Genomic DNA, 24,674 nt, shown 5'->3' on the forward strand with positions numbered 1-24,674 from the left:
TGGCTCGCATACATCGTGTCCTCCCGGGGGCCGCGGCAGAGTCGTTGTCGAGGGGCACGTCGTGGACTCCTACCGGCCACCGTTCGCCCCTCCCGCGTGCGCACCGTCGAGCTGCTCGGGCTGCGCTCCGGCGCGTGGCTCACCGTCGTCGGCGCCGGTCCGTGCACGATCGGACTCCGTCGGCGTCTCCTCCATTGGCGTCGGCTGGGGAGAACCAGCTGGCAGGAACCAGGCGAGCGCAGCGGCGACGACGCAGATGCCGCTGGAGGTCCACAGCACCGACGTGTAGCCGCCCTCCGTCGGGTGGCCTGTGCCGCCGAGGTGGGCGGCCAGGACGGCAGCGGTCAGTGCGCTGCCCAGGGAGTAGCCGACGAAGCGGAGCACCTGGAAGAAGCCGATGGCGCTGCCCGTCTCCCGGGCCGGAACAGACTGCGCGATCAGGCCGGGAATTGCGGCAAAGGTCGTGCCCAGGCCCACACCGAGGATGCCGGTCATCACGAAGGCCTGCCACAGACTTCCGTGGAAGAGGGCGAAGAAGCCGGAACCGAGTGCCGCGACGAGACAGCCCAGCGTCAACACCGCCCTGATTCCCATGCGGGCCACCAGGCTCGGCAGGACGCGCGAGCTGGCGAACATGAGGACGGAGAGCGGGATCAGCACGAGCCCGGCCACCAGAGCGGACGCGGAGAACCCGAATCCGCCCGAGCGCGGGGATTGAACGAACTCCGTCATCCCCGTGAGCACCATGTACATCGCGACACCCAGCACCAGGGCGCAGGCGTCCCCGGACAGCACCGAGGGGTGGCGCAGCAGCCGCAGCCGGACCAGCGGGCCGGCCGCGCGCAGCTGCTGGACGCTCCAGATCACCAGCAACAGAGCCCCGGCCACCAGCAATCCGGTGATCGCAGGCGAGCCCCAGCCCCACTCCGAGCCCTGGGACACGCCCACCATCGCGGAGACCAGTGCCAGCGCGAGCAGAACGGCGCCCGGCCAGTCGAGTCGGCCGGGGTCGTGCCGCTCCCGGCTCGGCGGCACGATCACGGCGACGCACGCCAGGGTCAGGCCGGACACGACGGTCCCGAACCAGTACGCGCCCGAGAGACCCCATGTCCCGGCGATCAACCCGCTGATCGGGTATCCGGCGCCCAGGCCTGCCGCGGCCGAGACCGACAGCAGCGCGATCGTCGGCGCCACCTTGGCCTGCGGCAGGGCGTCCCTGGCCGTCGCGATCGCCAGGGGTGCCAGCCCCAGCCCGACACCTTGCAGCCCACGGCCGACCAGCAGCATTCCCATGCCGTCGGCCAACGCGGCCACGACACCGCCCGCGGTGACCACGGCCAGGCCGCCGAGCAGCGTCGCCCGCCGTCCGGGACCGTCCCCGAGCCGGCCCAGCACTGGTGAGCCGACCGTTCCGACCAGCAGCGCGACCGTCAGCGACCACTGCGCCGCATTCAGCGACACATCGAAGTCCTGGGCGACAGTGGGGATGAGCGGGGCACCGAACGAGCTGACGATGCTCGAAACCAGCGTGGCCAGTACGAGAACCGGCCCGATCAGTGCGCTGCGACGCACCCCGCTCATCACCGGACCTCGGAGTGGGGCCGTCGTGTGCCGAGCAATGCCATGGTGTCGCCGCCCATCAGATCTCCCCTGAAAAAACTGCATGCAATTCGCACGCAGTTTCCCACTGTACGCCCACTCGCCCGCCCACTGAAGGTCTGGCGGCCGGTCGACATGACCGGAGTGCGCGACCCCGGGTTTCCCGGTCCGGATGCGCCGCCGCTGTCCGAGGCTTGATCACACATGTGAGAAACGCTCCTGACCTGCAGCGATAGGACTTACTGAGGGCCCTGTTGGCTGCGAGGAAAGAAGCACTTCCGAGGTGAAGAAGCGCATCGGGCCCTACCCGTCTGTCCGCGTCGAGGGCGGCGGTCGTGGAGTGGTCTCCCGGGCCGGAGCCGTGCTGCTGGTGGAATCGGTCCGCAAGAGCGGTCTGGATACGGCGATATCGGCGGCGCCGGCGCCGTGGCGACGGCCACAGGCGGTGCACGATCCGGGCAAGATCCTGCTGGATGTGGCGCTGGCGGTCGCGCTGGGCGGGGACTGCCTGGCCAATGTCGCCATGCTGCGGGCCGAGCCGGCCGTGTTCGGGCCGGTGGCCTGCGACCCGACGGTCTCCCGGCTGATGGACAAGCTTGCATCGGGCGGGGAGCGGGCCCTTGTGGCGATCCGCATGGCCCGTGCCGAAGTCCGCGAACATGTCCGGCGGTTGGCCGGTGAGGCGGCGCCGGACGCCGACGGGCAGGTGATCGTGGACCTGGACGGCGTCCTCGTCCTGGCACACTCCGAGAAGCAGGACGCCACCGCGACCTGGAAGAAGACCTTCGGCCACCACCCGCTGACGGGATTCGTCGACCATGGCCGGGGCGGGTCCGGCGAACCCGACGGCGAGGTCCGCGACGGCGCCTGGGTCACCGAACTGGCCGGCGACTGCCTGACCGGCTGGCCCAAGGGGCTGCGGCTGATCGTGCGCGAGGAACGGCCGCATCCCGGCGCCCAGTTGCGCTTCGCCGACGCCGACGGGATGCGGCTGACGCGCTTCGCCACCAACACCATCCACACGCCGATCGCGGAACTGGAGCTGCGTCACCGTCAGCGGGCACGTGCCGAGGACCGTATCCGCGCCGCCCGCGCCACCGGCCTGCGCAACCTGCCCCTGCGCGATGCGGCGCAGAACCAGATCTGGCTGGAGATCGTGCAGATCGCCCTCGACCTGCCGGCCTGGATGCCGATGCTCGCCATGACCGGCAACGCCCGCCTGTGGGAGCCCCGCCGCCTGCGACTGAGGCTGTTTTCCGCCGCCGCCCAGCTCGTCAGCACCGGCCGCCGCCGCATCCCCCGTCTCGCCAAGCACTGGCCATGGACCGACGTGATCACCGATGCCCCGGACCGGCTCCACGCTCTCCCAAACCCTGGCTGACCTGCACGTTCCCGCCCCTGTGAGCAGCTCCACCCGCCGGAGCAGTGGAACCCGGCGCCCACCCGACGCGACAGCCGGGCCACCAGCATGCCCACAAGCCGAAATCTCCGCTCTGAACGAGCAGAAAGGGTCCGTCAGCTTGCTGACGGACCCTTATGCAAGATCCAGGTTAGGGCGTTTCTGATGGATCTCCGTGGAGGACGGAGCGGCGTTCGGTGCGTGCGCGTGGCGGCCCCCTGCGCGAAGAGCTTGGGGGAGTGTCGGGCGTCGCGATGCCGCGGAGATCCGTCACAAGCGCCGTGACTCTCGCTGTGCTGCCGGGCCGGAGGCGCTGAGCATTTTCCCACCTCAGGTTGGGGCGTGACGAAGGTCGGGGATGGTCTTCACGGTGGCTGTGACCCGGTTGGTGCTACAGCGGAGTTTCCGCGGGAGGCGCCAGCCCTTCAGGGCGGCCATTTGCTCGTCGAGGCAGCGGATCCTGGCGTGGGTGCTGTTGTGCCGGCGTTGCCGCAGGTTGAGGCGCAGGCCGCGGAAGGGCAGCCGGATGATGCCGTCGGCGCCTTGATACGCCTTGTCCGCCCAGGACTTCACCTCCGCGTCGCGGGGCGTAGCCACCGGCAGCACCCTTGTCGTGGCGAGCGCCGGGAACGGTGGGTGGGGCGACAGCAGCCGGTCTGCCGCATCGGCGATGGCCTGCCACGCCGAGCCGGGCTCGTCGGACATGGCGGCGCCGGCCCGGCTGGGAGCTGCCGCGGAGCTGCGCACCGACCGGTGAGCGGTCGGTGCGGACCCGGTCTACCGGTTCGCGGCTTCGCGAGAGGCGGTCCGGTTCGTGCGACCGACCGCGCGGCCCACCGCGTTGCGCACCGCGAGGCCCGGCCGGGTGCGGGGCACCATCAGCCTGGAGAGCGGACCGACGCGTCGCTGCCGCGGGCCTACCTCGCGGCGGAGCCGCGACTCGTAGGCGGCGAAGGCGCGGGCGTGGTCACCGGGATGGGCGGCGAGCTCTTCTGCGAGGGCGTACGCGCCCGCCATCGCCATGCTGGACCCGTCACCCAGCAGGGCTGTCGCCGCCGCCGCGTCCCCGAGCAGTACGACCCGTCCGCGGGACCACGAGGGCACCCGGACGGTGGTCAGGGGGTCGAAGAACGGAGCCGGGTGGTCGAGGAACGCCGCCACGAGTTCCGGTGCCCGCCACCGCACGTCGGCGTAGGCGTCGGCCACGGTCTGCTTGTGCAGGGCGGTGTTCTTGCGGTCGTGGGGCGCCGGCTGTGCGGCCCGGAAGGTGAAGATCGCGAGCGGGGTGGTCCGCGAGGGGTGGAGGACCAGCATCCGGTTCGGCACGGTCAGCATCGTCATCTCGCTCGGGTCCTCGATGGCATCGGGTTCCAGCGGGACGGTCGCGCCGTACAGGCCCAGGTCGCTCGCGAACTGCCGCTCGGGTCCGAAGACCAGGCGCCGTACGGTGGAGTGCATCCCGTCGGCACCGACGACCAAGTCGAAGCGCCGTGGCGCGGACCTCCGGAAGGTGACGTCCACCCCGCTTTCATCCTGGTCGAGAGCGGTGACCGTGTCGTCGAACAAGAACTCGGCCTCTCTCCGCGCCGACCGGTGGAGCACCTCGGACAGGTCGGCTCGGGTCACCTCGACCGTCGGCGCCTTGTCCGAGGTGAGCGGGAGGTGCAGGATTCGCCTGCCGTCGGGGTCGAGCAGGGTCAGCGACCGATTGCGGGTGGCGAGCTCGCGGAGCTGCGGGAGGATGCCCATGCGCTCGGCGACCGGGATCGCGGGCCCCTTCACGACGATCGCGCTACCACCGGAGCGCAGTTGCCGGGCGTGCTCGACGACCGTCGGCCGGTATCCATTGCGGGAGAGCCAGTACGCGAGTGCGGGCCCTGCGATTCCGGCACCGACTATCAGCACCTCGGGCTTCTTCATGACGATGACCTCTCGGAGTGTCGATGACCAGGTCCCCGGCGAGTGCCGGGCCGGGTCTGAGGGCGCGGCGGCACGGGACGGTGCAACCGGACCAAGGTACGAAGAATTTCGTACCTCAGGGAAGCATGCCCTTCAGGTACGATGCAAGTCGTACCTGAAGGGGGTGCCGTGTGACCGGGAAGAACCTGGCCGGCCCGGAGACCGATGCGCTCGACCTGGGTGAGGTGTTTCGCGCCCTCGCCGATAAGCACCGCCGTTCGGTGATGACGGAGCTGGCCGCCGACCGCAGCGACAGCGAGCGGGGCTGCAACTCGTTCGATCTTCCGGTCTCGAAGCAGACCCAGACCCACCACTTCCGGGTCCTGCGCGAGGCAGGTCTCATCGACGAGATCGACTACGGCAACCGCAAGGGCATCCGACTGCGACGCGCGGACATCGAGAAGAGATTCCCCGGGCTGCTCGCGCTCCTGGGAGCAGAGCCCCCGGCCGACACCGCTCCTCTCTGAGCACACCGGAGGGCAGTCCGAGTCGGCCCTGAGCCACGAGCTCGACCGAATCCAGCTCGCGCCGCTCGCAGGGAGCCGAGCACGACGCGGGCACGAATGGGACCGGTGTCGCTTCGGCCACCGTCCCGCGCTCGTGATCGGCGCCGAGCACTTCCGCCCTGCTCGACGACCTGACACGTACCGAGGCCCCGGGCGAGCTCGTCCCCTGCCCGCACAGCTTGTTGCTGTGGCTCACGAGGTGCTCGACGGCGCCGGCGGCCCGTTGTGGGACGGCTACCGGGCCACCGATCCACGCGATCCGTGAAGCGAAGAGCCAGGCGCCTGACATCGCCGGCGCACTGCAGCCTTCCGCGCACCTCGGCGGGGAGCCGCCGGGCGGGCGCGGCCTGACCGGTCAGGCCGCTCCTTCTTGTGGCAGGCCGTCGTCGCCTGCCGAATCGCCGAGCCAGCCCCTGCGGCTCAGTTCGAGAGCCGCCTGGAAGCGGGTCTGTACGCCCAGCCGGTCGAGCAGGGTGGAGATCAGTCGGCTGAGGGTCCGTGAGGAGACGCCCACCCGGCGCGCGATGGTCTCGTCCTTCATGCCTTCGGCGAGCATCCGGATCACCGCTTCCTCCACCGCGCTCAGCCGCTGGGACGAGGCGCCCTCCGCGGCGTGCGACCCGGCGGCGGAAGCGGCCATCCAGCAGTGGTCGTACGCGGCGCGCAGGGCGGGCACCAGCTCGGTGCCGTGCACGGCCCAGAAGCCCTGCGCGCTGTTCTCCGGGTCCACCGGGACGAGCGCGAGGTCCCAGTCGATGATCAGCATGCGCTGGGGCAGGTGGGAGGCGACACGTACCTGGGCACCCGCGTGGGCCAGTTCCTGCACATGGCCCGACACCAGGCGGTCGCCCGCCTGCTGGTGCAGGAAGAGGGCGCGGACGGCGACACCCGAACTCAGCATGCCCAGGCACCGCAGGAGCATCTCGTCCATGGACGCGGCCGAGGGCGTGGGGCCTCCGTGCATCAGCCAGACCTCCTGCCGTGCGACGTCGGCCGCGCGGTCCAGGAAGGACTCCTCGTGCTCGGTGGTGGGAATCGCTTCGACGGCCAGCGTACGGGCCGGGGACGGCCGGACGCCCAGGTAGTCCCGCGCGACGGAGACCATGGCCTCACGGGTGTGCGCCAGTTGCTCCTGGTGCCGGGCGAGCTGCTGTCCCTCCTGCGCGAACAACCGGCTCAGCGCGACCTCCGGCGCCACGACGGCGTACCCGCTGGGCTTGCGGGGAGCGGGGCGTAACAGCCCGACGCCCTCCAGACTGTCCGCGGCCTCCTCGATCTCCTCTTCCACGGCGCCCAGCAGGACGGCGGCCTCACTCGTCGTCCAGCTTCCCTGCTGTAACGCGAGTTCGTAGAGCCGCTGCCGCAGCTCCTCGGGGGTCGGGTTTCCCCTCACCATCCTCGCTCCGTTCCACAATCACGGCCCACCCCGGACAGTGGGGGACGGACTCAGCAAGCGATCATGACCCGAATGGAACCTTTCATGGCACACACATTCAGACAAGGCAGGATCCAGACACGTTCATGTTGAATTGCAAACAACAATGCGTAATACGCTATTTCGCTTCTATGAATTGCCGTTGGCAACTGTTAACCTGCCCAGCCGCTCCGGGTGAGACGCACGGTATATCTGGCGGCCTGGCGCCATGGCTGATCCCCGTAGGCGAAAGCCCTGCTCGCCTCCCCCGGCAGCCAGAACAATGCGGGGATCCATCGCCGCTCACGGCGACACGGGCGGGCTCGACCCTGCCGTGGCGCCGCACCAGGAAGTCAACTACGGAAGGGCTGTACCTGTGAACCGAGTCGGTGTTGCACTGGTCGGCCCCGGAGGCTTGAACCAGCGGCACGTCGAAGCCCTCGCACACGTGGACGCCGCGGAGCTCCGCGGCACCCTGCAGCAGAACCCCGGGGTCGGACACTCCGGCCCCACCGCCGAGTACCTCTCCTGGGAACAGCTGCTCAGCGACACCACCGTGCAGCTGGTGTCCTTCTCCGCCCCGGGAAGCACCCAGCGGCGCCTTGCCCGGCAGGCCCTCGAAGCCGGCAAGGCGGTGCTGCTGGAGGGCATAGCGACCCACTCGACCGCCGAGCTGGACCAGCTCGTGGCCCTGTCCGAACGGACCGGCCGCCCGGCCGGAGTCATGCTGCCCTACCGGTACGGCCTCCCGCCGGACGTGTGGCACGGGCGCTGGCGGAGCAGCGCCACGGCCACGGTGGCGGTCTCGCGCTACCGGCCCCCCGCACCCCCCGGGCACTGCGCCCAGTGCGGTACGGCCGAGGCCATGTCCAGGATCATCACGCGTCCGGGCACGCACTACCTCGACCTCGTCTGCCAGTTGCTCGGCCCGCTGGCCGACGTCCACGTCGAGGGCCTGCAGGAACCCGCGGGGAGCACCGGGGGCCGGGTGGCCGGAGTGGTGCGCTTCGCCGCCGGCGGCGTACTGAGCTTCTCCCTCACCTGCGAGTCCCCCACCCGTATCGAGCGGGTCGCCGTCCTCGACGTGGACCAGAGCCTGATCATCGAGGACGGCCGCCTCGTCACCGACGGGGCCGACGGGCCCGTGGACCGCCCGGCCCTGCACCTCCCGGAACTGCGTACCGAGGTGTACCGCGACATGACCGAGGCCGTCCGCACCGGCCGGCCGCCGCGCAGATGCCGGCTCTCCCGCACCCGGGCGGTGACCACGATCCTGGAATCGATGCGCCGCCAGTTCGACTCCACGGCAGGCGGTTCAAGCCAAAGGGCAGGAGGGATCTCGCCAGAAGAGGAGCACAGTCAGTACGTCGACCGGCGACCGATGTGATCACTTGTCCGCTATTCGGCCACCTTTGACGACGAGCGTTCCGGGTGGATGCCGGACCGACTCAGGCAGGTTCAGAGGCGGTCGTAGATGGCCGACAGTTGCCGCAGCACCTCCGCAGCCGAGTCGAGGGCGGCCACGTCGTAGTCGGCGAGGGCGGTGTCCAGAGCGCGCTGCAGAATCGCCTGCCGCTCGTCGTGGCGATCCCGGCCGCTGGCGGTGAGGGCGACCGCGACGGCCTTGCGGCCCGGAGTCTGTTCGCGGGTGACGTATCCGGCGGCCACGAGGCCGTTGACCAGTTGGGTGGCGCCGGGGGGCGTGGTCTCCGTCGCGGCGGCCAGTTCGCGGATGGAGAGAGGGCCGTTCCGGGCGAGCGCCCGCAGGGCGCGCGCGTGGGTGAGGGAGAGCGCGCCGGGCGTGCGGGTGGCGCGCCCCCGCAGCCGCGCGTCGGCCGCGCTGAGACTGTAGGCGGCCCGGGACAGCTCGTCCAGGGCGTGCTCACGCCCGGAGTCGGGCTGCGGGTGACGAGGGGGCATGGGGTGTCTCTCTCGGGGCCGCCACGATCGCCGCGCTGGCCTTCGCCGGCGTATGCGTCGCCATCATGCAGTCGCTCCTGCTGCCGATCGTGGCGCAGCTCCCGCAGCTGCTCGGCACCTCGGCCCGCAACGCGACCTGGGTCACCACGGCCACCCTCCTCGCGGCAGCCGTGTCGACTCCGATCACCGGCCGCCTGGGAGACCTGTACGGCAAGCGTCGCTTGATGATGACCTGCCTGGTGCTGATGACCGCCGGTTCCGTGCTGGCGGCGGTCACGTCCAGCCTGGTGCCGATGGTTGTCGCCCGCGCGCTGCAGGGCATGGCCATCGGCGCTGTTCCGCTGGGCATCGGCATCATGCGGGACACGCTGCCCGTACACCGCCTGCCGTCCGCGACGGGCATGATGAGTTCCTCGGTCGGCGTCGGCGGCGCTCTCTGCCTGCCGGGAGCCGCCTTCCTCGCCCAACACGCCGACTGGCACGCCCTGTTCATGGCCACCGCCCTCCTCGGCGCCCTCTCCGCCCTCCTGGTCATGGCGGTGGTGCCGCGCACCCCCGCCGACACCGACGGCCGTTTCGACGTCCCCGGTGCGCTCGCCCTGTCCATGGCCCTGGTGTGCCTGCTCCTGGCCGTCGTCAACGGCAGTGCCTGGGGCTGGACCGGCGCCGCGACGCTCGGCCTGCTGCTGGGCGCGGGCATCCTGCTGGCCGGGTTCGTCGCCCTGGAACTGCACCGCGCGGACCCCCTCGTCGACCTGCGCGCCTGTGTGCGCCGGCCGGTGATGCTGGCCAACATCGCCGCGGTCGGCGTCGGCGTGGCCTACTACGCGCTGTCCCTGGCGCTGCCGCAGCTCATGCAGCTGCCCACCGGCACCGGATACGGCCTCGGCGCGTCCCTCGTCCTCGCGGGACTGGTCATGGCGCCGCTCGGCCTGGCCATGATGGCCGTCTCGCCGCTCGCGGCACGCCTCACGGCCCGCCGTGGGCCGCGCGCCACCCTGCTGGGCGGCCTGGCCCTGACAGGCCTGGGCTGCGTGGCGGGCACCGTACTGCTCGGCCACCTCTGGCAGATCATGATCATGGTTACGGTGGTGGGTGCCGGGATCGGCATGGCCTACTCCGCGATGCCCGGCATGATCATGAACGCCGTGGACGCCGCGGAGACCGGGGCCGCCAACGGGCTCAACACGATGCTGCGCTTCGTGGGCACCAGCCTCTCCAGCGCGGTGGTGGGCACCGTCCTCGCGCAGCTGACCCGGACACACGACGGCATACCCGTGCCCACCCTCCCCGGCTTCCGGAGCGCCCTGCTGATCGGGGCGGCCGCCATCGCGCTGGTGCTGGCCGCCGCGCCCTTCCTCGCGGCCAGGAAGCGGTAGTCGGGGCCGCGGAGGAAGGACGGCGTAGCCGGGAGGCGGGAGCCGGGAGGCGGGCAGGGGCCGTCCTGGGCCCGGGTCACTCGGGCTCAGGACGGTTGCGGTGCGACAGCCGCGTACAGCTTGAGGTTCTGGAACTCGGTGATGGCCGACGGGCCGCACAGCAGACCGTATCCGCTCTGCTTCACGCCGCCCTGCTCGAAGTGCACGGACATCGCGCCCCAGCAGTTGACCCGGATCCCGCCGAAACGCAGGTCGCGTCCGACCCGGCGGGCCCGGAAGTCGTCGCGGGTGAACACCGAAGCGGCGAGGCCGAACTCCGTGGCGTTCGCCCGCCGGACCGCGTCGGCCTCGTCCTCGAAGACCTCGAAGGTCTGGACCGGGCCGAACACCTCCTGCTGCACCAGGGGGACGTCGAGCCGCTCCACCTCAAGCAGCGCGGGGCGGTAGAACGCGCCGCCGGACAGCTCGGGGTCGGTCACGGGGCCGCCCCTGACGATGACCTCGGCGTAGGACGACGCGGCCTCCTCGACCATGCGGTCGCCCCTGACGACGCCCGCCTTGTCGATCAGCGGCCCCAGCCGGCTGGAGGGATCCTCCGCGGGTCCCACCTCGACCGCCTCCAGCCCGGCGGCCAGCCGGGTACGCAGCTCGTCGGCGATGCCGCGCTGAGCGAGCACACGCGAACCGGTGCAGCAGAACTGCCCGTTCATCAGGATGCAGCTCATCACCAGCTGGGGCACCACGACGTCCAGATCGGCGTCGTCGAAGACGATCAGCGGAGCCTTGCCGCCCAGTTCGAAGGCGGAGCATAGTGATCGACGCGACCGGCCTGCTCCACCGCCACGATCCATATCGCGATGATCGCCCTGGTGGCGCGGTATACGTACCCGAGAGCCCCCTCCCGCATTACACCGCCTCACGAGTGAATCCCCGTCACGCACGGCCGGCTCGCAACACGGCATTTCGCGCCCGGAGTTTGATGGCGTGAACTCTTCTTTTCCAAAGCTGACGGACTTCTCCATATTGGCCGCTCGTTGGCAGGATATCATCGCCATAAGTGCCCGCGATTTCTTTCTGAAGGTCAATGCCATGGCACTCGCATTCAGGACGGTCGCCTTTGAGATTGACGTGCGGGGCACCGGCGAGAAGTTCACGAGCGAGCGGTTGGTCAAGTTCGACGAGGCAATTCGCAGGGACGGCCACCGGAATCTCGTCATCGATGTGGCCCTGCAGTCCTTCGATGTGGAATTCGTGCAGCAAAACGGCACCAACAACGAACGCCCCTGGGGGCGCGGAGTCGTGAAGTTCGACGTGAACAGCGGCCGGGACGACTCCCAGGTGGCGGTGGAAGTGTCGCTCCGTGACATCGACACCAACGACTACTGGCGCGGCAAGGTCGTCGCCCTGGTCATCGCGGACCTGTTGCGCCCCGAGTGAGAGCACATCGGAACAGGGCCCCGGCTGATCCGGTACGGGATCAGCCGGGGCCTTTCCATGACTGATGGCGGAGCGTATTCCGGGGGGGGGCGGGGCGGGTTACTCGACGAGGCCGTCCACGACACGGGGTGGCCAGGTTCCCACCGTCAGCACCCCCATCGCGTACGCGCGGGAGACCAGGGCCGCACGGTTGGGGGCCTTCAGTTTCCGCAGCAGTCCGGTGACGTGGTATTCGACCCCCTGCCGGCTGAGATACAACCGGGACGCCAGGGGAATCGTGGACAGGCCCGCCGCGATTCCCTCCAGAATCCGCGCGTCGACCGCGCTGAACATGATCTTCCGCGGCGCCACGACCGCGGCGCCCTCCGCGCGCTGCCCCGACCGCATCATGACGAGAACCCCGCCCGGTTCGGCAGCGTCGCCGCTCACCGCGGTGGCCGTGAGGCTGCCGGTGAACGCGTCACCGTTCGACCCCAGTGCCACCACCTGCGCGGTGAACCAGTCGCAGCGGCCGGCCAGCAGCCGCTCGAACTGCCGGACGAGCGGCTGCCGCACGCTGGGATGCACCAGTTCACGGAAGTCGCGTCCGCAGGCGTCGGGGGCCGTGACCGAGGAATCGGAGGAGGAAACGGCGAGTACGTCGAAAGCCGCTTCGGCCGTCGCGAAGTGACGGTAGAAACCCCGCGTGGCCTGCCGGACCATCAGCGCCGCATCCAGCACGGCCGCGCACTCACCCGGCCCGTCGGACGGCGGCCGCTCGTCCTGCCGCCCGGAAACGTCGGATTCACCCACCGCGACCACCGCGGCGTGGCCTTTCGGAATCTGCGGAGAATTCGCCAGAGCAGAAACATTCAAGGGATCGACATCCTTTCCAACCCCCGTCTGCGCGCACCGTACACATCCGAGAACTCTCGAATCGAGGATCCGGCAGCCCGCCGACGCCACTCGGCGTTACGGCGGAGGAGCTGCCGTATCTCAAGATTCAACAAGGTTCGGAAGTGGATCAAGGGGGGCACAGGGTTGGATATCGGTGTCCATCTTCGGGTGGACACGGCTGAGAGACCGGGCGCGCCCGGGATGCGGCGTCCTGCGGCGGAGGCGCGTCTCCGGCTCCGGCCGCCCGCGCTGTGGAGCCGTTGCGTCGATCACGTACCCCGGACGGGCAACGCCACCGCCGGGCGTCCTCGTCTCTTTGGCCTGACGCACAAATCATGCGCGGAATCTCTGGACGGACGCCGCATGCAATCAGCCGGGGCAGGCACAACTCTGTCCGCATGCGCATTCCGGCGAGCGTGCGGTCCAGCAGGCGTACGACGGGCAGCCCCGGCGACCGCGTCCGCCGCGGGACCGCCGCCGCTGTGGCCGCCGGCTGCTGCCCCAGGGCCGACTGACCGCGGCACGCATCAGCACCTTAAAAGGAGACACCATGCGATACGGGACCAGTGCCGTCGTGGCCCTGGCATTCACAGCCTCTCTGGTGACGGCGCCCACCGCGTCGGCCGCCACACCACGGTGTGACACCCAACCCATCCGGACAGCGCTGAAGGCACTGGAGCACGTCGGCGCATCGGGGATCAGCGTGACGGTGAAAAGCCCGCACTGCGGCGTCTGGAACGGCGGCATCGGCCTCGCCGACCTCAAGACGGGCCGCAAGGTCGTCGGCAACGAGCACAGCCGTATTGCCAGCAACACCAAGACGTGGGTGGCCACGGTCGTGCTTCAGCTCGTCGGCGAAGGCAAGCTCAAGCTCGACGACACCGTGGACGACCATCTGCCCGGCCTCATCCGCACCGAGCACTACGACGGACGCAAGATCACGATCCGGCAGCTGCTTCAGCACACCAGCGGCCTGCCCGATTACCTGGACGCATGGGACGACCTCGAAGCCCACCGCTGGGAGCACATGGAGCCCCTGGAGACGGTCCGGCAGACGCTGAAGCTGCCCCCGCCCGATGACAGGAACCGGGACGGCTTCGCCTACTCCAACACCAACTACAACCTGGCCGGCATGATCGTCACGAAGGTCACCGGTCGCAGCATCGCCTGCGAGATCGAGCAGCGGATCATCGAGCCCCTCGGACTGCGCGAGACCTACTGGCCCGGCGACCGGACCACGATCCCCAAGCCCGACATGCGGGGCTACGTGGACCGGGCGGGGCAGCTGGCGGACAAGACCGAATGGAACACCTCCGGGGCCGGCGCGTCAGGCGCGCTGATTTCCACCGGTGCCGACGCGACCGCTTTCTGGAGCGCGCTGTTCGCCGGGAAACTGCTGGCTCCGGCGCAGCTCGCCGAAATGAAGCGGACCGTTCCCGACAGCTTCCCCGGCGAGCACTACGGTCTGGGGGTCGAGCGCTATGAGAAGGCCCCGGGATTCGTCACCTGGGGACACAGCGGCCATATGGAGAGCGGCCACAAATTCCGGAACGCAGTCACCGATGACGGCAAACGGGCCGTGACCCTGTTGATCGGCTCGGAATCGTTCGACTCGGACAAGGTGGACTCCATCATCGGCGACCTCATCCGCGATCTTCGCTGAAAGTCACCGAGAGCCGCTAAGAGCCGCTGAGAACCCCCTGAGAAGAGTCACCTGGGCGGGCAAGCCGGTGCTGCCCAGGTGACTCGATCCCGGCGCGCGTCACGCCTGTCGGCGCACCTCAAGGAACGCGAGGAGCATCCGCGGCACTGGAGCTGGATACGGCCCCACCCCCGGCAGCCCCGCTGATCCCCGCAAGCGCCCTCAACTGCAGCCACAGAACGAGCCGTTCATCGGCGTCCTCCAGGTCGATCCCCAGCTGCCGCCCGGCCTGCTTCAGGCGGTAGCGGCAGGTGTTGGGATGGACGGAGAGCAGCTTCGCGGCGCCGGCCACGTCGCAGCCCGCGTCGAACCAGGACACCAGGGTGCGGGCGTAGTCGGTGCCGTGCTCGGCATCCGCCGCCAGCACCCGCCGCCAGGCTCCGGCCCGCAACCCCCGCTGCTCCCGCATCACTTCGGCAAGCCGTAGCAGCGTCACCCGGGGACGCAGCTCGTCGACCGTGGCCACCGGCAGGGCGTCGTGCAGCAGCCGCAGGACCAGGTCCGCGTCCGCACGCGAGTCCGCCACACCGCCGAGGTCCGGCGCGACCTCGCCGAGCGCCGCCCGTACCGGCACCCGAAGCGACCGTCCGGCCCGGCGCACGATGTCCTCCGCCAGCTGCCGGTGCCGCTGGTGGACCGTCTTCCGTTCCTGCGGCGCGCGCCCCCCGCCCTTCTCCCCGGGCGCGGGCAGCAACGCGTACACCACCCCGTCCAGGAGGACGCACGCGTGCCGCCCGTAGCGCGCCTCGCACTGCAGGCGTACGACGTCCAGCAGCCTGAGCGAGGTCCGCTCGGCGTCGGCCACGCTCGCCGCGAAGTCCAGTACGAACGCGGCCACGCGGACCGAGTCCCACCCGAGGCGGTGTGCTGCCGTCGAGGTGTCCGCCGAACCGTCCAGAAGGCGGCGCAGGAGGTCGGTGTTCTGGTGGCGGGCCAGTTCCTGGGCCGCGCGGGCGCGCAGCAGGAGCAGTGCCGCGGTGGACGCGCCCTGGGCCAGGCTCTCCTCGGCGTCCGGCGCGAGCGTGCCGCCGTCGATCACCCAGACCGAGCCGAGGGTCTCGCCGCTGGCCCGCACCGCGGTGGCCAGCCGCGGCAGATCGCCCGCGGTGAGCGGGGGCAGCCGCACCGGCCCGTCCGAGGCGAACACCAGCCGGACCTGTTCCGAATTGTCCACGCTGCCCGGTACCTGGAGGCCGAGGATGCCTTGGCGGCGGTCCTCGTCGACCGGCTGGCCGGGCACGGTGGAGTAGGCCAGGATCCGCTGGCGCGGGTCCTCCACGGCCGTCGCCCCACCGGTCGCCGCCGCAATCGCGTCGGCCAGCGCGAACAGGTCCCCCACCCCGGCGCCGTGGGCGGACCGGGCCCCGATCGCCGAGGCCAGCATCAGGTGTACGTGGTGCCAGGCCGCGTCCTCGTCGATGGCCAGCAGCGCCATGCCGTACACCTCGGCCTCGCTGACCGGCGGCCCGACCGTGCCCCGCACCACGACCCCGGCCATTCCGGCCTCCGCGGCGGCCCGTACCAGCGGCCCGGCCGCGGCGGCCCGCACGCCGACCGCGAGCAGCAGGGCGCCGGGCGCGTGGGGCAGCGGGGCGTGCGCGTCGTACAGCAGGGCTTCGGTGACCGGGGTGGCGAATCCGGCGGGGGCGGTGTGGAGCCGCAGAGGCGGGCTGCCGACGATGTCGATCAGGTCGCCGAGGGTACAGGCGTCCATGGATGCTCCTCACCGCATCGGCCCGGATCCGAACGGGCTGCTGCCCGGACAGCCCAGGTTGCTTCCTGAAAGCACCTGGTTGACTGGCTGATCCCAACAGGAACGTACGTTCCTGTTGTCCATTTCCACAACCTGCGGCTGCCCGTTCCACCACCTACGGCTGCCCGCCGCCCGCGGCCACCCCCGTGATCTCGTTGGGCTGCTGCTCGAACGTGCCCGTCGCCTTCGTCTTCCCGGACGCGAGATCCACGGCATGGATCCGCTTGTTCCCGGGGTCGGTGACGAAGGCCGTCCTGCCGCGTACGAAGATCTCCGGCCGGGACTTCTGCCAGTCCATCGGCTCGCTCCATCTGCCGATCACGGGGATGGTCCTGGTCACCTTGCCGGTCTCCGGATCGATGACGTGGATCCGCCCGTCGGTGCCCAGCACCAGGGCCTCGCTCCGCGGGCCCCGCGCGAGCGACTTGGAACTGTAGCTGGTGCCCAGGTCCACGAGCTTCAGCTGCCCGGTCCCGGTGTTGATCAAAGACACCTTCCGGGGCCGTTCCAGTTCGGCTTCCGGGTTCTGCTTGTAGTCGCCGAGGACGACGGGCGAGTCCGCAGCCCCCTTCTGGTGGCCGATCCTTCCGTACGCGGTGGGGCTGTCGACCTTGGTGATCTTCCCGTTCCGGTAGATCAGCACACCGTCCTCGCAGCCGATGACCACCGCCTCGCCCTGGGCGGTCGCTTCACCGTGCACCGCTGGGCACTCCTCGTTCCGCGTGATCTCCGCACGGTTCCTGCCGAGCACGACGATGCCCTTGCGGACCTTCTCCGATCCCAGCGTGGTGACCAGCTCGCCGTTCGTCAGCTCCACCGCGACTCCGTGGTGCGAAGAGGGCGAGGTATAGGTCTCCGTCCCGGGCTTGCCCTTGCCGAGGCCGACCGGCATGGGCCGCTGGTCCCACCGCGGTGCCTGGCGGCGGCTCACCGCCAAGGACCGCGAGATCGTCGACCACTGCATCCTGCTCCGGGACGGCCGGAACGTCGGGGAAGGCAGACCGCAGGAGGTCCTTACGGACAGCGCGCTGCGGCAGTTCTGGGGGCTTTCTTGAGCTGACGCTGCCGGTTCGGCTGTACGGGGCGCATGGCTGCGCGTCCCGTACAGCGGCCGGCCGCTTGCCTATCTGTCTGCCTGCATGCCCGTCGGCCCGTCGGCCTGCCTGGTCACAGCGCCCCCTCCGGTTCAAAACCTGGCCGGTTTCCCGGGCCTTGGGGCGCCTCGGGTGCCTCGGCCGCCTCGGAAGCCCCGCTCCTGGTTGCAGGACGTTCCTCCAGCGAACCGAGGAGGTCCCGGGACATCGCGCGGGCCACGGCCGAAGCGCGGTCGCCGACCTCCAGCTTGTGGAAGATGCGGCGCATATGGGTTTTGACCGTGGCCTCGGACAGGTGGAGTTTCTCGGCGATCCTCCGGTTCGAGAGCCCCTGGGCGACCAGGTGGAGCACTTCGCTCTCGCGGAGGGAGAGCCTGGGGGCAGGGGTGGGGGAAACGATCTCGGAGACCAGGTAAGGGAGTGCCCGTGGCGAGACCGGTACCGAGCCGCCCACCGCCTGGCCGACGCTTCGGACGATCTCGTCGGACGGGGAGTCCTTGAGCACGAAGCCGCGCGCGCCGGCCCGTAGCACCGTGATCACCTGACGGGGGTGTTCCGCGAGGGCCACGACGACGATGTTGCCCGCGCGGTGCCGCAGTTCGTCGATCAGGGAGCGTAAGCGGGCCGCGTCCGGGACCGAGGAGGTCTCGACGATCACCGCGTGCGGAGCGCTGCGGGCGATCTGCGCGAAGAGTTCCTCCGCGGTGGGGGCGCAGGCGACAACGGTCAGGTGCGACCGCGCGCTCAGCAGCGCGCTGATGCCGAAAACGGTGAGGGGCGTGGACGCCAGGACGGCGACGTCGGTGCCTCGTGAGGAAGACCCGTTCATGTCGAGGCACACTCCACCGCGGCCGGTGGGCCGAAGGCGGCGACGGCCCGGAGCCCCGGGGCGTCGTGGAGGGGGCGGGGGGTGACTGCTGTCATGGGTCGAGTCTCGGATCCGACGCGCAGTCACATGTTGGGGAAATGGACAACAGAAGCGCGGATTCCTGTGGGGATCAGCCAATCAACGGGGTGGCCGCGTCTTCGCGCAGCTCATCGCCATGTGTCTCCCGCATCTGTGTGCCCCGTGCTTTCCGGCCGTTCGGCACCCGGAATCGAGCCAGTGCCCCGTATGGCCTGAACATGGTCGAACAAGTCTTCCGTAATTGACGGTTCCGCAGGCCGCGGGCAGCCTTGCGTTGACCGAACCAGCAACCGGATGGGGACGCCGATGACCTTCAACGGGAATGGCAAGTCTGCCGACGAACCGTACGTCATCACCGGCCGGGGGAAGGAAGCCGCACCGCAGAACGCTTTCTCCTTGTTCGCCGACATCAATTACAACGGGGGCGGGCCGCGCACCAAAATCCTCGTCATCCCGGCCAGTGGCACGGCGAACAACTTCAGCGACTACGGTTTCGATCAGAGCGACGACGGTGTGAGCAGTGTCGTCAACAACACCGACCGGGACAACATTCTCTTCACGAGGACCAACCAGGGCGGCTCCCAACTGCCCGTACCCGCCAACTCTTCGATCACCGACCTGACGCGGACCCCGCTCTCCGGGAGTCCCACCCAGACCTGGAACGACCAGGCCCAGTCCGCACTCGCCTTCAACAAGCCGGTGCCGCTGCCGGTGTTCACCGCCCCCGCGCCCAGCGCGCAGATCCAGGACCGCCGGCAGGCGATCCAGGGCAACGCGGCCCCCGACGTCCAGCAGGTGCTGCTCTACGAAGGGTCCAGGCTGCTGGGTACCTGCCCGGTCAAGGACAGCAGGTGGGAGTACGCTCCGGACGCCGACTGGCCGCTCGGCCAGCACGACCTCTCCGCCATCGCCGTACGCGACGACGTGCTGTCCGGCAAGGCGCCGCTGCGTTTCTACATCACGCTGCCGACGCCCGTCGTGGACATCAGGGCGCCCAAGGAGGGCGTGGAGGTGGACAGCGGTGTCGCCGTCGACGGGGTCGCGTTCAACGCCGACACGGTGACGCTCACCGAGGGCGGCACCCAGCTCGGTACCGCCAAGGTGTCCAGCAACCTGTGGAGTTTTGCCCCCGATGGCGGCTGGTCGATCGGTAAACACAGTGTGACCGCGAAGGCCGTCCAGGGGAGCCAGGAATCGGAACCGGACACCGTGAACTTCACGGCGGCCAACAAGAACCTCAAGGTGGAATGGAAATTCAACTCTTCCTGGCAGGACTGGCAGAGCCACAAGTACATCCACTCCTACGACATCACCATGTATGCCGGGGAAACCGATGTGAAGCATTGGAACGTCGGCTTCGGGCAGCTGCCTGACGGCTCGGTCCTGGCCCCGGAATTCGAGACCAGCTTCTGGGGGCTGATCATCGATGACGGCTCCGACGGGAACGTCCTTCTCGGTTCGCCTCCCGAGGGCGTCCACATCGTCCCGGCCAAGGGCAACCTGACCATTCGGGTACTGGTGCTCATTCCGACGCAGGACGCGGCGTACCAGAAGCTCTACGGGCTTTTCGCGAAGTCCTTGACGGAGTAGGCGCCGACCGCGCGCATACGGAGCTGCGGGGTCCCGGGAGGCGTGTCCCGGATCCCGCAGTACGCCGTCGCCGCCCGCGGTACACCGTTGCCACCCGCTGTACGTCGCCGTCGCCTACAGCGCGATCCATTCGCTGGAGGTGGTGACCTCGTTGAGAACGTCGGGCAGCGGTTCGACGCCGAGGCCGGGGCCGGTGGGAACCTGGAGGTGGCCGTCGGCGAGGACGAACGGCTCCGTGATGTCGGTGGCGAAGTAGCGGCGGGAGCCGGAGGTGTCGCCGGGGAGGGTGAAGCCGGGCAGGGCGGCCAGGGCGACGTTGGCGGCGCGGCCGATGCCGGTCTCCAGCATGCCGCCGCACCACACGGGGATGCCGTGGGCGCGGGCGAGGTCGTGGATGCGGCGGGCTTCGAGATAGCCGCCGACACGGGCCGGCTTGATGTTGATGACGGAGCAGGCGCCGAGGGAGATGGCCGCCGCGGCGTCGGCGGCGGACTCGATGGATTCGTCCAGGCAGACCGGGGTGCGCAGCAGCTTCGCCAGTTCGACGTGCTGGGCCATGTCGTCGTTGGGCAGCGGCTGTTCGATCAGCAGGAGGTCGAAGTCGTCGAGTTTGGCGAGCTGCCGGGCGTCCGCCAGGGTGTAGGCGGCGTTGGCGTCGACCTGCAGGAGCAGGTCGTCACCGAAGCGCTCGCGTACGGCGCGTACCGGCTCGACGTCCCAGCCGGGCTCGATCTTCAGCTTGATCCGTACGTAGCCCTCGGCGAGGTAGCCCGCCACGGCGTCGAGGAGTTCGGGCACCGAGTCCATGATGCCGACCGAGACGCCGCAGGGAACCCGGTCCCGGGAGGCGCCCAGGTACGAGCCGAAGGACTCGCCGGCGCTGCGGAGCTGGGCGTCCAGCACCGCTGTCTCCAGCGCGGACTTCGCCATGTGGTGGCCGGTGAAGGGCTGTAGGACGCGCCCCACCGTGTGCAGGTCCAGGCCGTCCTTCGGCAGGGCGGGGATGAGGAACTTGCGCAGCACGTCCTGCGCCCCGTCGACGTACTCGGAGCAGTAGCGGGGCTCGGACATGGCCGCGCACTCGGCCCAGCCCTCGCCGTCGGAGGTGACGACGCGGACCAGCAGCACATCGCGGCTGGTCTCCACGCCGAAGGAGGTACGGAAGGGGGCGACGAGCGGCATCGCTATCCGGCGCAGCTCGATGCCGGAAATCTTCGTCTTCACTGCTGGTGGCTCCTTTGCGGGTGGTTCAGGTGGTCAGGCTCGCGGGCCGGGGCGTTGGACCACGTAGCGGCGGCGTTCGTGGAAGCCGACGACGCGGGCGCCCTCGGCGAGCAGGCCGCCGAGGGTCTGCCGGGCGGCCAGCCGCCATGCCTGGGCGGCGCCGGGGTCCGTGCGGCGCAGGGTTTCGATGTCATCGGGCAGGTCGACGAGTACGGTTGCGGCGTCGGTCGTGACGGTTTCCGGATGGCCTCCGGCATTGCGGAGGCCATGCGCGGCGTCGGGAGGCAGCTCCCGCGTCTCGGGCGGGGCGGGCGCGGTGAGGTCCCAGGCGGCCACGACCCGGTCGGACTCGTCGCCGCCGTTGATGACGTCGTCCATCGGGCCGTAGAAGGAGGTCAGGTACTCCTCCGGCCGGGCGCCGAGTTTGACCAGGTTGAAGTAGGCGTTGCGGCGGATGAGCGGGTCGTAGGTCCAGGTAATGCGCCGGAGTCGGCGGTCCATCGCCCACTGCCGCTGGTGCAGCTTGAGGGCGAGGCCCACGCCGCGTCCCATGACGGCGCCGGTGATGTGGGAGTGCAGGGTGGTGCCCACGGGTTGGCCGAAGAAGGCGACGGACGCCCCGACCAGCCGGTCGCCCTCGTATGCTCCGGCCACATAGTTCCCGGCGTGCGAGAGGGCCCGCATGAGCTCGGCGGAGAGGGGAGAGTTGCGGGGTTCGGTCCCCCAGATGTCCGCGTAGAGGAGGCTGACGGCGTCGAAGTCCTCCATGGTGCGGAGCTCCTGGATGGTGGTTCCGGTTCCCTTCATCGCAGCGCTCCGATCAGGTGGGTCAGGAGCCGGGCGCGGGCCGGCATGGTGGCGGTGACGACGTGTTCGTGGTCGGCGTGCGCGCCGTCGCCCACCGCGCCGAGGCCGTCCAGCGTGGGGCAGCCGACCCCGGCGGTGTAGTTGCCGTCGGAGGCTCCGCCGACGGCCGCCTGTCGCAGCGGGCCGAGGCCGAGCCGTTCGGCCTGTGCGGCGGCCAGGGTGAACAGTTCCTGTGAGGCGTCGGGGCCCAGGGGCGGCCGGTTGGGGCCGCCGTCGATCCGTACGCGGGCGCCGGGCACCCGCGGCTCCAGGGCCCTGATCAGCTGGTCCACCGCTTCCTGCGCCGCGGCGTTCGGCACGCGGACGTCCACGCTCAACTCGGCTTTCGCGGGGACGGTGTTGTTCGACGTGCCGGCCTGCATCAGGGTGGGGGTGATGCTCGTCCCGGGGCCGGTGGAAGCGGTGACGGTGTCGGTGACGCCCTTCAGGGCCAGGAGTTGGTGGGCGAGTTCGGTTGCCGCGTTGATGCCCTTCTCCGGTTCCAGCCCGGAGTGGGCGGCGCGACCTCGTACGGTGATGTCGTAGAGGGACACGCCCTTGCGGCCGGTCTTCAGCGCTCCGCCGGGTGCCGAGGGTTCCAGGACGAGCGTGGCCGAGCACTGGCGTGCGAGGTCCTCGATCAGCGGGCGGGAGGTGTCCGAGCCGGTCTCCTCGTCCCCGGTGACGAGCACGCAGAGGCCGTCGAGGGAGGACAGCGAGGCGAGGGCGTGGAACATCTGGACCAGGCCCGCTTTCATGTCGAAGACCCCGGGGCCGCGGATGACGCCCTGTTCCACCGACCAGGGGTGGTCCCTGAGGGAGCCGATCGGCCAGACGGTGTCGTGGTGGCCCAGCAGCAGGATGCGCGGCGTTCCGAACGTCCACTGCACGTGGGTGACGCCCCCGATCGTCAGCGTCCGCGGCGAGGCGCCGAGCAGACGGCGCCCCTGCTCGGCGACCACCTGGCCGCTGCGGGCCACGGCTGCGTGGTCGGCCGAGAAGGATTCGCAGGTCGCCAGTTCTTCGAGGTCTGCGAGCATGGCGTGCAGGGCCGGTGTGCGGTCCGCTTGCGCCGACAGGCGTGCGGGGTCGTACGGCACGGGTGAGTCCTCCGGGGTTGTCGAGTGGTCCGGCAGGGCCGGTGTGACTGTTGATGCGCTGTTTTCAGGGGCTTCCCGGCGAAGTGCCGGCATGGGCGGCTGACTTCGTCCGGGCCCGACGCAGGTCCATGGCGTCGAAGAGTCGAAGAGTCGAAGACCTGCGGGGGCCGTCGGGACATGCAGGGAACCGCCGGGCCGGGCGGGCATCAGCCCATGTGCTTGCTCATGAGCTGTCGCAGGTTCCCGCCGAGTACCTTCAGGACGTCCTCCCCGGGCAGGCCCCGGCGGATCATCGCCTCGGTGACGAGGGGCATGTCGGCAGGGCCTTCCAGGCCGGGGAAGTCGAACAGCGGGTCCTCTTCGTCGGTGTTCTCGCAGCAGGGCGGGGTGATGTCCGCCGCCACCTCGCGGAGGAAGTCCGAACCGAGGCCGACGTGGTCGGCCCCGGCCACGGAGATGACGTGTTCGATGTGGTCGACGACCCGGTCGACGCTCACCTCCGCCTCGTCGTCGGTGAGGAAGTCCGGCACGAAATTCACGCACACCACGCCGCCGGTGGCGGCCACACCGCGGATCTGGTCGTCGGTGAGGTTGCGGTGGTGGTCCCGCAGGGCGCGGGCGCAGGAATGGGTGGCGATCAGCGGGCGGGTGGCGAGCTCCAGGACGTGGGAGACGCCGCTCGCCCCCAGGTGGGAGATGTCGAAGAGGATGCCCAGGCGTTCCATTTCGCGCAGCGCCCGGACGCCGGGGGCGGTCAGCCGGCTGCCGGTGGCGTCCTCCCGGCTGCCGTCCGCGAGCGGCGTGCGTCCCCAGTGGGCGATCGAGGCCATGCGTACGCCGAGCCGGAACAGGGTGGGGATCAGCTCGACGGAGGCGTCGATGCCCGGTGCGCTCTCCAGGGCGAGCACCAGGGCGATCTTGTTCTTGGCGAGGGCCGCGTCGATGTCGGCACCGTTGACGCACAGGGCGACCTGTTCGGCGTTGGCCTCGGCGAGGACATGGGCGCACTCGATCATGCGGAGGGTCTGCCGGAGCGCCCCCTCGGGGCGGTACTGCTCGTCGATGAACACCGGCAGCACCTGGATGTCGATGCCGCCGTCGCGCAGCTGCGGCAGCCACCGGTCCCGGAAGAAAGTGCCCCAGCGTTTCGGGGGACGGGCCGCCACGGCCATGAGGAGGTCGTTGTGGGCGTCGGCGACGACGGCGCGGTGGTGCAGGTCCAAAGACACGGCGGAGCCTTTCGCGTGGCAGGGAGCAGAGGCGGCCCGGCGGCCCGCGTGCCGGATGCGACGGACCGTCCGTGGCGCGTAAGGGCGACGGCTTCACACACGCCTCCGGGTGGCTCGGCGAACTCAGCCGCAGCGTACGCAGGGTGCCCCCCGGACTCTTGGTCCGAGGGAACGAACCAGCAGGTCGCTCGTTGGACGTACGGACAATCCCGGGGCGCGGGGGGACTTATAAAGTTGCGCCCGGTCTTCAGCCTGAGTTGCGCCCGGCCGGAGCACCACAACCAGCGGCCCCGGAGTTCGGTGAACTCCGGGGCCGCTGTCGTCGTCTGGTGGCGAGGGGGTCAGAAACCGTTGAAGAAGCCGTACAGCTTGCTGATCCGGCCGTCCTCCAGCCATGCGACGTCGGAGCCGCTCACCACGGGTGCGCCGCCGGTGGGGCCGACCTGCCACGTGAAGTGGGCGGCGTCGTGGTGGGTCAGCACCGTGCCGTGGGTGAAAAGCATTCCGGTGAAGTTCTTCTGCGTAGCGGCGAGGTAGTTGTCGATGGCCTCGGTGCCGTCGGCGACGACCGTCGGATCGGTGTACGTGGCGTTCGGGGTGAACACCTCGTCGACCATGCCCCGTCGGACCTGCTCGTCCGGTTCGTTCCACATCGCTATGTACGTGTCGACCAGCGCGGTAACGGCCTTCTTGTCCATGGCGAGGAACTCTATCGATGCAGAGGAAACGCCGGTCCGGCG

22 protein-coding genes and 1 pseudogene are annotated in these 24,674 nt (G+C 70.1%); 8 read left to right on the forward strand and 15 right to left on the reverse strand.

Annotation, left to right across the window (positions count from 1 at the left end; translation table 11 throughout):
* Nucleotides 1-69 precede the first annotated feature (69 nt).
* The gene (locus tag A6A06_RS26130; protein WP_079194348.1) at nt 70-1,581 is read right to left on the reverse strand and encodes an MFS transporter; all 1,512 of its coding nucleotides are present in this window, start codon (nt 1,579-1,581) and stop codon (nt 70-72) included.
* 301 nt (nt 1,582-1,882) lie between these two features.
* Here A6A06_RS26130 and A6A06_RS26135 point away from each other — a divergent pair, with 301 nt between their 5' ends.
* Complete coding sequence (locus tag A6A06_RS26135; RefSeq protein ID WP_073763866.1) at nt 1,883-2,980, forward strand: transposase; 1,098 nt, start codon at nt 1,883-1,885, stop codon at nt 2,978-2,980.
* A 348-nt stretch (nt 2,981-3,328) separates the two neighbouring features.
* Here the strand turns inward: A6A06_RS26135 and A6A06_RS26140 are convergent, their stop codons facing one another.
* A complete protein-coding gene (locus A6A06_RS26140; RefSeq protein WP_199931157.1) occupies nt 3,329-3,703 on the reverse strand; it encodes a hypothetical protein in 375 nt (124 codons plus the stop codon).
* A gap of 72 nt (nt 3,704-3,775) precedes the next feature.
* The gene (locus tag A6A06_RS26145; RefSeq protein WP_073763868.1) at nt 3,776-4,918 is read right to left on the reverse strand and encodes an FAD-dependent monooxygenase; all 1,143 of its coding nucleotides are present in this window, start codon (nt 4,916-4,918) and stop codon (nt 3,776-3,778) included.
* Nucleotides 4,919-5,088: 170 nt separating this feature from the next.
* Here A6A06_RS26145 and A6A06_RS26150 point away from each other — a divergent pair, with 170 nt between their 5' ends.
* Nucleotides 5,089-5,424 carry an ArsR/SmtB family transcription factor gene (locus tag A6A06_RS26150; RefSeq protein ID WP_073763870.1) on the forward strand — a complete coding sequence of 112 codons (336 nt, stop codon included), beginning with the start codon at nt 5,089-5,091 and terminating at the stop codon, nt 5,422-5,424.
* A gap of 394 nt (nt 5,425-5,818) precedes the next feature.
* Here the strand turns inward: A6A06_RS26150 and A6A06_RS26155 are convergent, their stop codons facing one another.
* The gene (locus A6A06_RS26155) at nt 5,819-6,859 is read right to left on the reverse strand and encodes a helix-turn-helix transcriptional regulator (RefSeq protein ID WP_073763872.1); all 1,041 of its coding nucleotides are present in this window, start codon (nt 6,857-6,859) and stop codon (nt 5,819-5,821) included.
* Between the two features lie 301 nt (nt 6,860-7,160).
* Between A6A06_RS26155 and A6A06_RS26160 the strand changes: the two genes are divergently transcribed.
* Nucleotides 7,161-8,264 (forward strand): Gfo/Idh/MocA family protein, encoded by a 1,104-nt coding sequence (locus A6A06_RS26160; RefSeq protein ID WP_274535889.1) that lies wholly within the window; start codon nt 7,161-7,163, stop codon nt 8,262-8,264.
* Between the two features lie 71 nt (nt 8,265-8,335).
* On the opposite strand, the gene A6A06_RS26165 is transcribed toward A6A06_RS26160, so the two are convergent.
* Nucleotides 8,336-8,797, reverse strand: a complete 462-nt coding sequence (locus A6A06_RS26165) for a MarR family winged helix-turn-helix transcriptional regulator (protein ID WP_073763876.1) — start codon at nt 8,795-8,797, stop codon at nt 8,336-8,338.
* 65 nt (nt 8,798-8,862) lie between these two features.
* Here A6A06_RS26165 and A6A06_RS26170 point away from each other — a divergent pair, with 65 nt between their 5' ends.
* Nucleotides 8,863-10,176 carry an MFS transporter gene (locus A6A06_RS26170; RefSeq protein WP_073763878.1) on the forward strand — a complete coding sequence of 438 codons (1,314 nt, stop codon included), beginning with the start codon at nt 8,863-8,865 and terminating at the stop codon, nt 10,174-10,176.
* A gap of 86 nt (nt 10,177-10,262) precedes the next feature.
* Here A6A06_RS26170 and A6A06_RS42075 read toward each other — a convergent pair whose 3' ends face one another.
* The gene (locus A6A06_RS42075; RefSeq protein WP_242440940.1) at nt 10,263-11,027 is read right to left on the reverse strand and encodes an aldehyde dehydrogenase family protein; all 765 of its coding nucleotides are present in this window, start codon (nt 11,025-11,027) and stop codon (nt 10,263-10,265) included.
* Between the two features lie 133 nt (nt 11,028-11,160).
* On the opposite strand from A6A06_RS42075, the gene A6A06_RS42080 reads away from it, so the two are divergent.
* Nucleotides 11,161-11,613, forward strand: coding sequence for a hypothetical protein (locus A6A06_RS42080; protein ID WP_073763880.1), 453 nt, complete (start codon nt 11,161-11,163; stop codon nt 11,611-11,613).
* A gap of 99 nt (nt 11,614-11,712) precedes the next feature.
* Here the strand turns inward: A6A06_RS42080 and A6A06_RS26185 are convergent, their stop codons facing one another.
* Nucleotides 11,713-12,405, reverse strand: a complete 693-nt coding sequence (locus tag A6A06_RS26185; RefSeq protein ID WP_242440941.1) for a response regulator transcription factor — start codon at nt 12,403-12,405, stop codon at nt 11,713-11,715.
* 634 nt (nt 12,406-13,039) lie between these two features.
* Here A6A06_RS26185 and A6A06_RS26190 point away from each other — a divergent pair.
* On the forward strand, nt 13,040-14,152 hold the full coding sequence (locus tag A6A06_RS26190; RefSeq protein WP_242440942.1) for a serine hydrolase domain-containing protein: 1,113 nt from the start codon (nt 13,040-13,042) through the stop codon (nt 14,150-14,152).
* Nucleotides 14,153-14,270: 118 nt separating this feature from the next.
* Here A6A06_RS26190 and A6A06_RS26195 read toward each other — a convergent pair whose 3' ends face one another.
* Complete coding sequence (locus A6A06_RS26195; protein ID WP_073763882.1) at nt 14,271-15,905, reverse strand: PucR family transcriptional regulator; 1,635 nt, start codon at nt 15,903-15,905, stop codon at nt 14,271-14,273.
* Between the two features lie 154 nt (nt 15,906-16,059).
* Nucleotides 16,060-16,833 (reverse strand): annotated as a pseudogene (locus A6A06_RS26200) (hypothetical protein); the annotation flags it as partial.
* Nucleotide 16,834: 1 nt separating this feature from the next.
* Here A6A06_RS26200 and A6A06_RS42085 point away from each other — a divergent pair.
* A complete protein-coding gene (locus A6A06_RS42085) occupies nt 16,835-16,999 on the forward strand; it encodes a hypothetical protein (protein ID WP_199931159.1) in 165 nt (54 codons plus the stop codon).
* A 112-nt stretch (nt 17,000-17,111) separates the two neighbouring features.
* On the opposite strand, the gene A6A06_RS26205 is transcribed toward A6A06_RS42085, so the two are convergent.
* Complete coding sequence (locus A6A06_RS26205; protein WP_073763886.1) at nt 17,112-17,867, reverse strand: LuxR C-terminal-related transcriptional regulator; 756 nt, start codon at nt 17,865-17,867, stop codon at nt 17,112-17,114.
* 384 nt (nt 17,868-18,251) lie between these two features.
* Between A6A06_RS26205 and A6A06_RS26210 the strand changes: the two genes are divergently transcribed.
* Entirely contained in the window at nt 18,252-19,535 is a 1,284-nt protein-coding gene (locus tag A6A06_RS26210) for a hypothetical protein (protein WP_073763888.1), read from the forward strand.
* Between the two features lie 114 nt (nt 19,536-19,649).
* Here A6A06_RS26210 and menC read toward each other — a convergent pair whose 3' ends face one another.
* From menC to A6A06_RS26235, 5 genes are all read right to left on the reverse strand, one after another.
* On the reverse strand, nt 19,650-20,759 hold the full coding sequence (gene menC / locus A6A06_RS26215; RefSeq protein WP_073763890.1) for an o-succinylbenzoate synthase: 1,110 nt from the start codon (nt 20,757-20,759) through the stop codon (nt 19,650-19,652).
* 33 nt (nt 20,760-20,792) lie between these two features.
* Nucleotides 20,793-21,566, reverse strand: a complete 774-nt coding sequence (locus tag A6A06_RS26220) for a GNAT family N-acetyltransferase (RefSeq protein WP_073763892.1) — start codon at nt 21,564-21,566, stop codon at nt 20,793-20,795.
* Complete coding sequence (locus A6A06_RS26225; RefSeq protein WP_073764636.1) at nt 21,563-22,645, reverse strand: M20 family metallopeptidase; 1,083 nt, start codon at nt 22,643-22,645, stop codon at nt 21,563-21,565. The genes A6A06_RS26220 and A6A06_RS26225 overlap by 4 nt, the downstream gene beginning before the upstream one ends.
* Before the next feature lie 266 nt (nt 22,646-22,911).
* Nucleotides 22,912-23,934 (reverse strand): dipeptidase, encoded by a 1,023-nt coding sequence (locus A6A06_RS26230; RefSeq protein WP_073763893.1) that lies wholly within the window; start codon nt 23,932-23,934, stop codon nt 22,912-22,914.
* Nucleotides 23,935-24,275: 341 nt separating this feature from the next.
* Entirely contained in the window at nt 24,276-24,632 is a 357-nt protein-coding gene (locus A6A06_RS26235; RefSeq protein ID WP_073763894.1) for a nuclear transport factor 2 family protein, read from the reverse strand.
* Nucleotides 24,633-24,674 lie beyond the last annotated feature (42 nt).

The organism is Streptomyces sp. CB02923 (assembly GCF_001905005.1).
Taxonomy (GTDB): Bacteria; Actinomycetota; Actinomycetes; order Streptomycetales; family Streptomycetaceae; genus Streptomyces.

Coding starts and splice junctions, on each gene's coding strand:
- A6A06_RS26130 (WP_079194348.1), bottom strand. CDS start 1,581: ATGAGCGGGGTGCGTCGCAGCGCACTGATCGGGCCGGTTCTCGTACTG.
- A6A06_RS26140 (WP_199931157.1), bottom strand. CDS start 3,703: ATGTCCGACGAGCCCGGCTCGGCGTGGCAGGCCATCGCCGATGCGGCA.
- A6A06_RS26145 (WP_073763868.1), bottom strand. CDS start 4,918: ATGAAGAAGCCCGAGGTGCTGATAGTCGGTGCCGGAATCGCAGGGCCC.
- A6A06_RS26155 (WP_073763872.1), bottom strand. CDS start 6,859: ATGGTGAGGGGAAACCCGACCCCCGAGGAGCTGCGGCAGCGGCTCTAC.
- A6A06_RS26160 (WP_274535889.1), top strand. CDS start 7,161: ATGCGGGGATCCATCGCCGCTCACGGCGACACGGGCGGGCTCGACCCT.
- A6A06_RS26165 (WP_073763876.1), bottom strand. CDS start 8,797: ATGCCCCCTCGTCACCCGCAGCCCGACTCCGGGCGTGAGCACGCCCTG.
- A6A06_RS26170 (WP_073763878.1), top strand. CDS start 8,863: ATGCAGTCGCTCCTGCTGCCGATCGTGGCGCAGCTCCCGCAGCTGCTC.
- A6A06_RS42075 (WP_242440940.1), bottom strand. CDS start 11,027: ATGGATCGTGGCGGTGGAGCAGGCCGGTCGCGTCGATCACTATGCTCC.
- A6A06_RS26190 (WP_242440942.1), top strand. CDS start 13,040: ATGCGATACGGGACCAGTGCCGTCGTGGCCCTGGCATTCACAGCCTCT.
- A6A06_RS26195 (WP_073763882.1), bottom strand. CDS start 15,905: ATGGACGCCTGTACCCTCGGCGACCTGATCGACATCGTCGGCAGCCCG.
- A6A06_RS42085 (WP_199931159.1), top strand. CDS start 16,835: ATGGGCCGCTGGTCCCACCGCGGTGCCTGGCGGCGGCTCACCGCCAAG.
- A6A06_RS26205 (WP_073763886.1), bottom strand. CDS start 17,867: ATGAACGGGTCTTCCTCACGAGGCACCGACGTCGCCGTCCTGGCGTCC.
- A6A06_RS26210 (WP_073763888.1), top strand. CDS start 18,252: ATGACCTTCAACGGGAATGGCAAGTCTGCCGACGAACCGTACGTCATC.
- A6A06_RS26220 (WP_073763892.1), bottom strand. CDS start 21,566: ATGAAGGGAACCGGAACCACCATCCAGGAGCTCCGCACCATGGAGGAC.
- A6A06_RS26225 (WP_073764636.1), bottom strand. CDS start 22,645: ATGCTCGCAGACCTCGAAGAACTGGCGACCTGCGAATCCTTCTCGGCC.
- A6A06_RS26235 (WP_073763894.1), bottom strand. CDS start 24,632: ATGGACAAGAAGGCCGTTACCGCGCTGGTCGACACGTACATAGCGATG.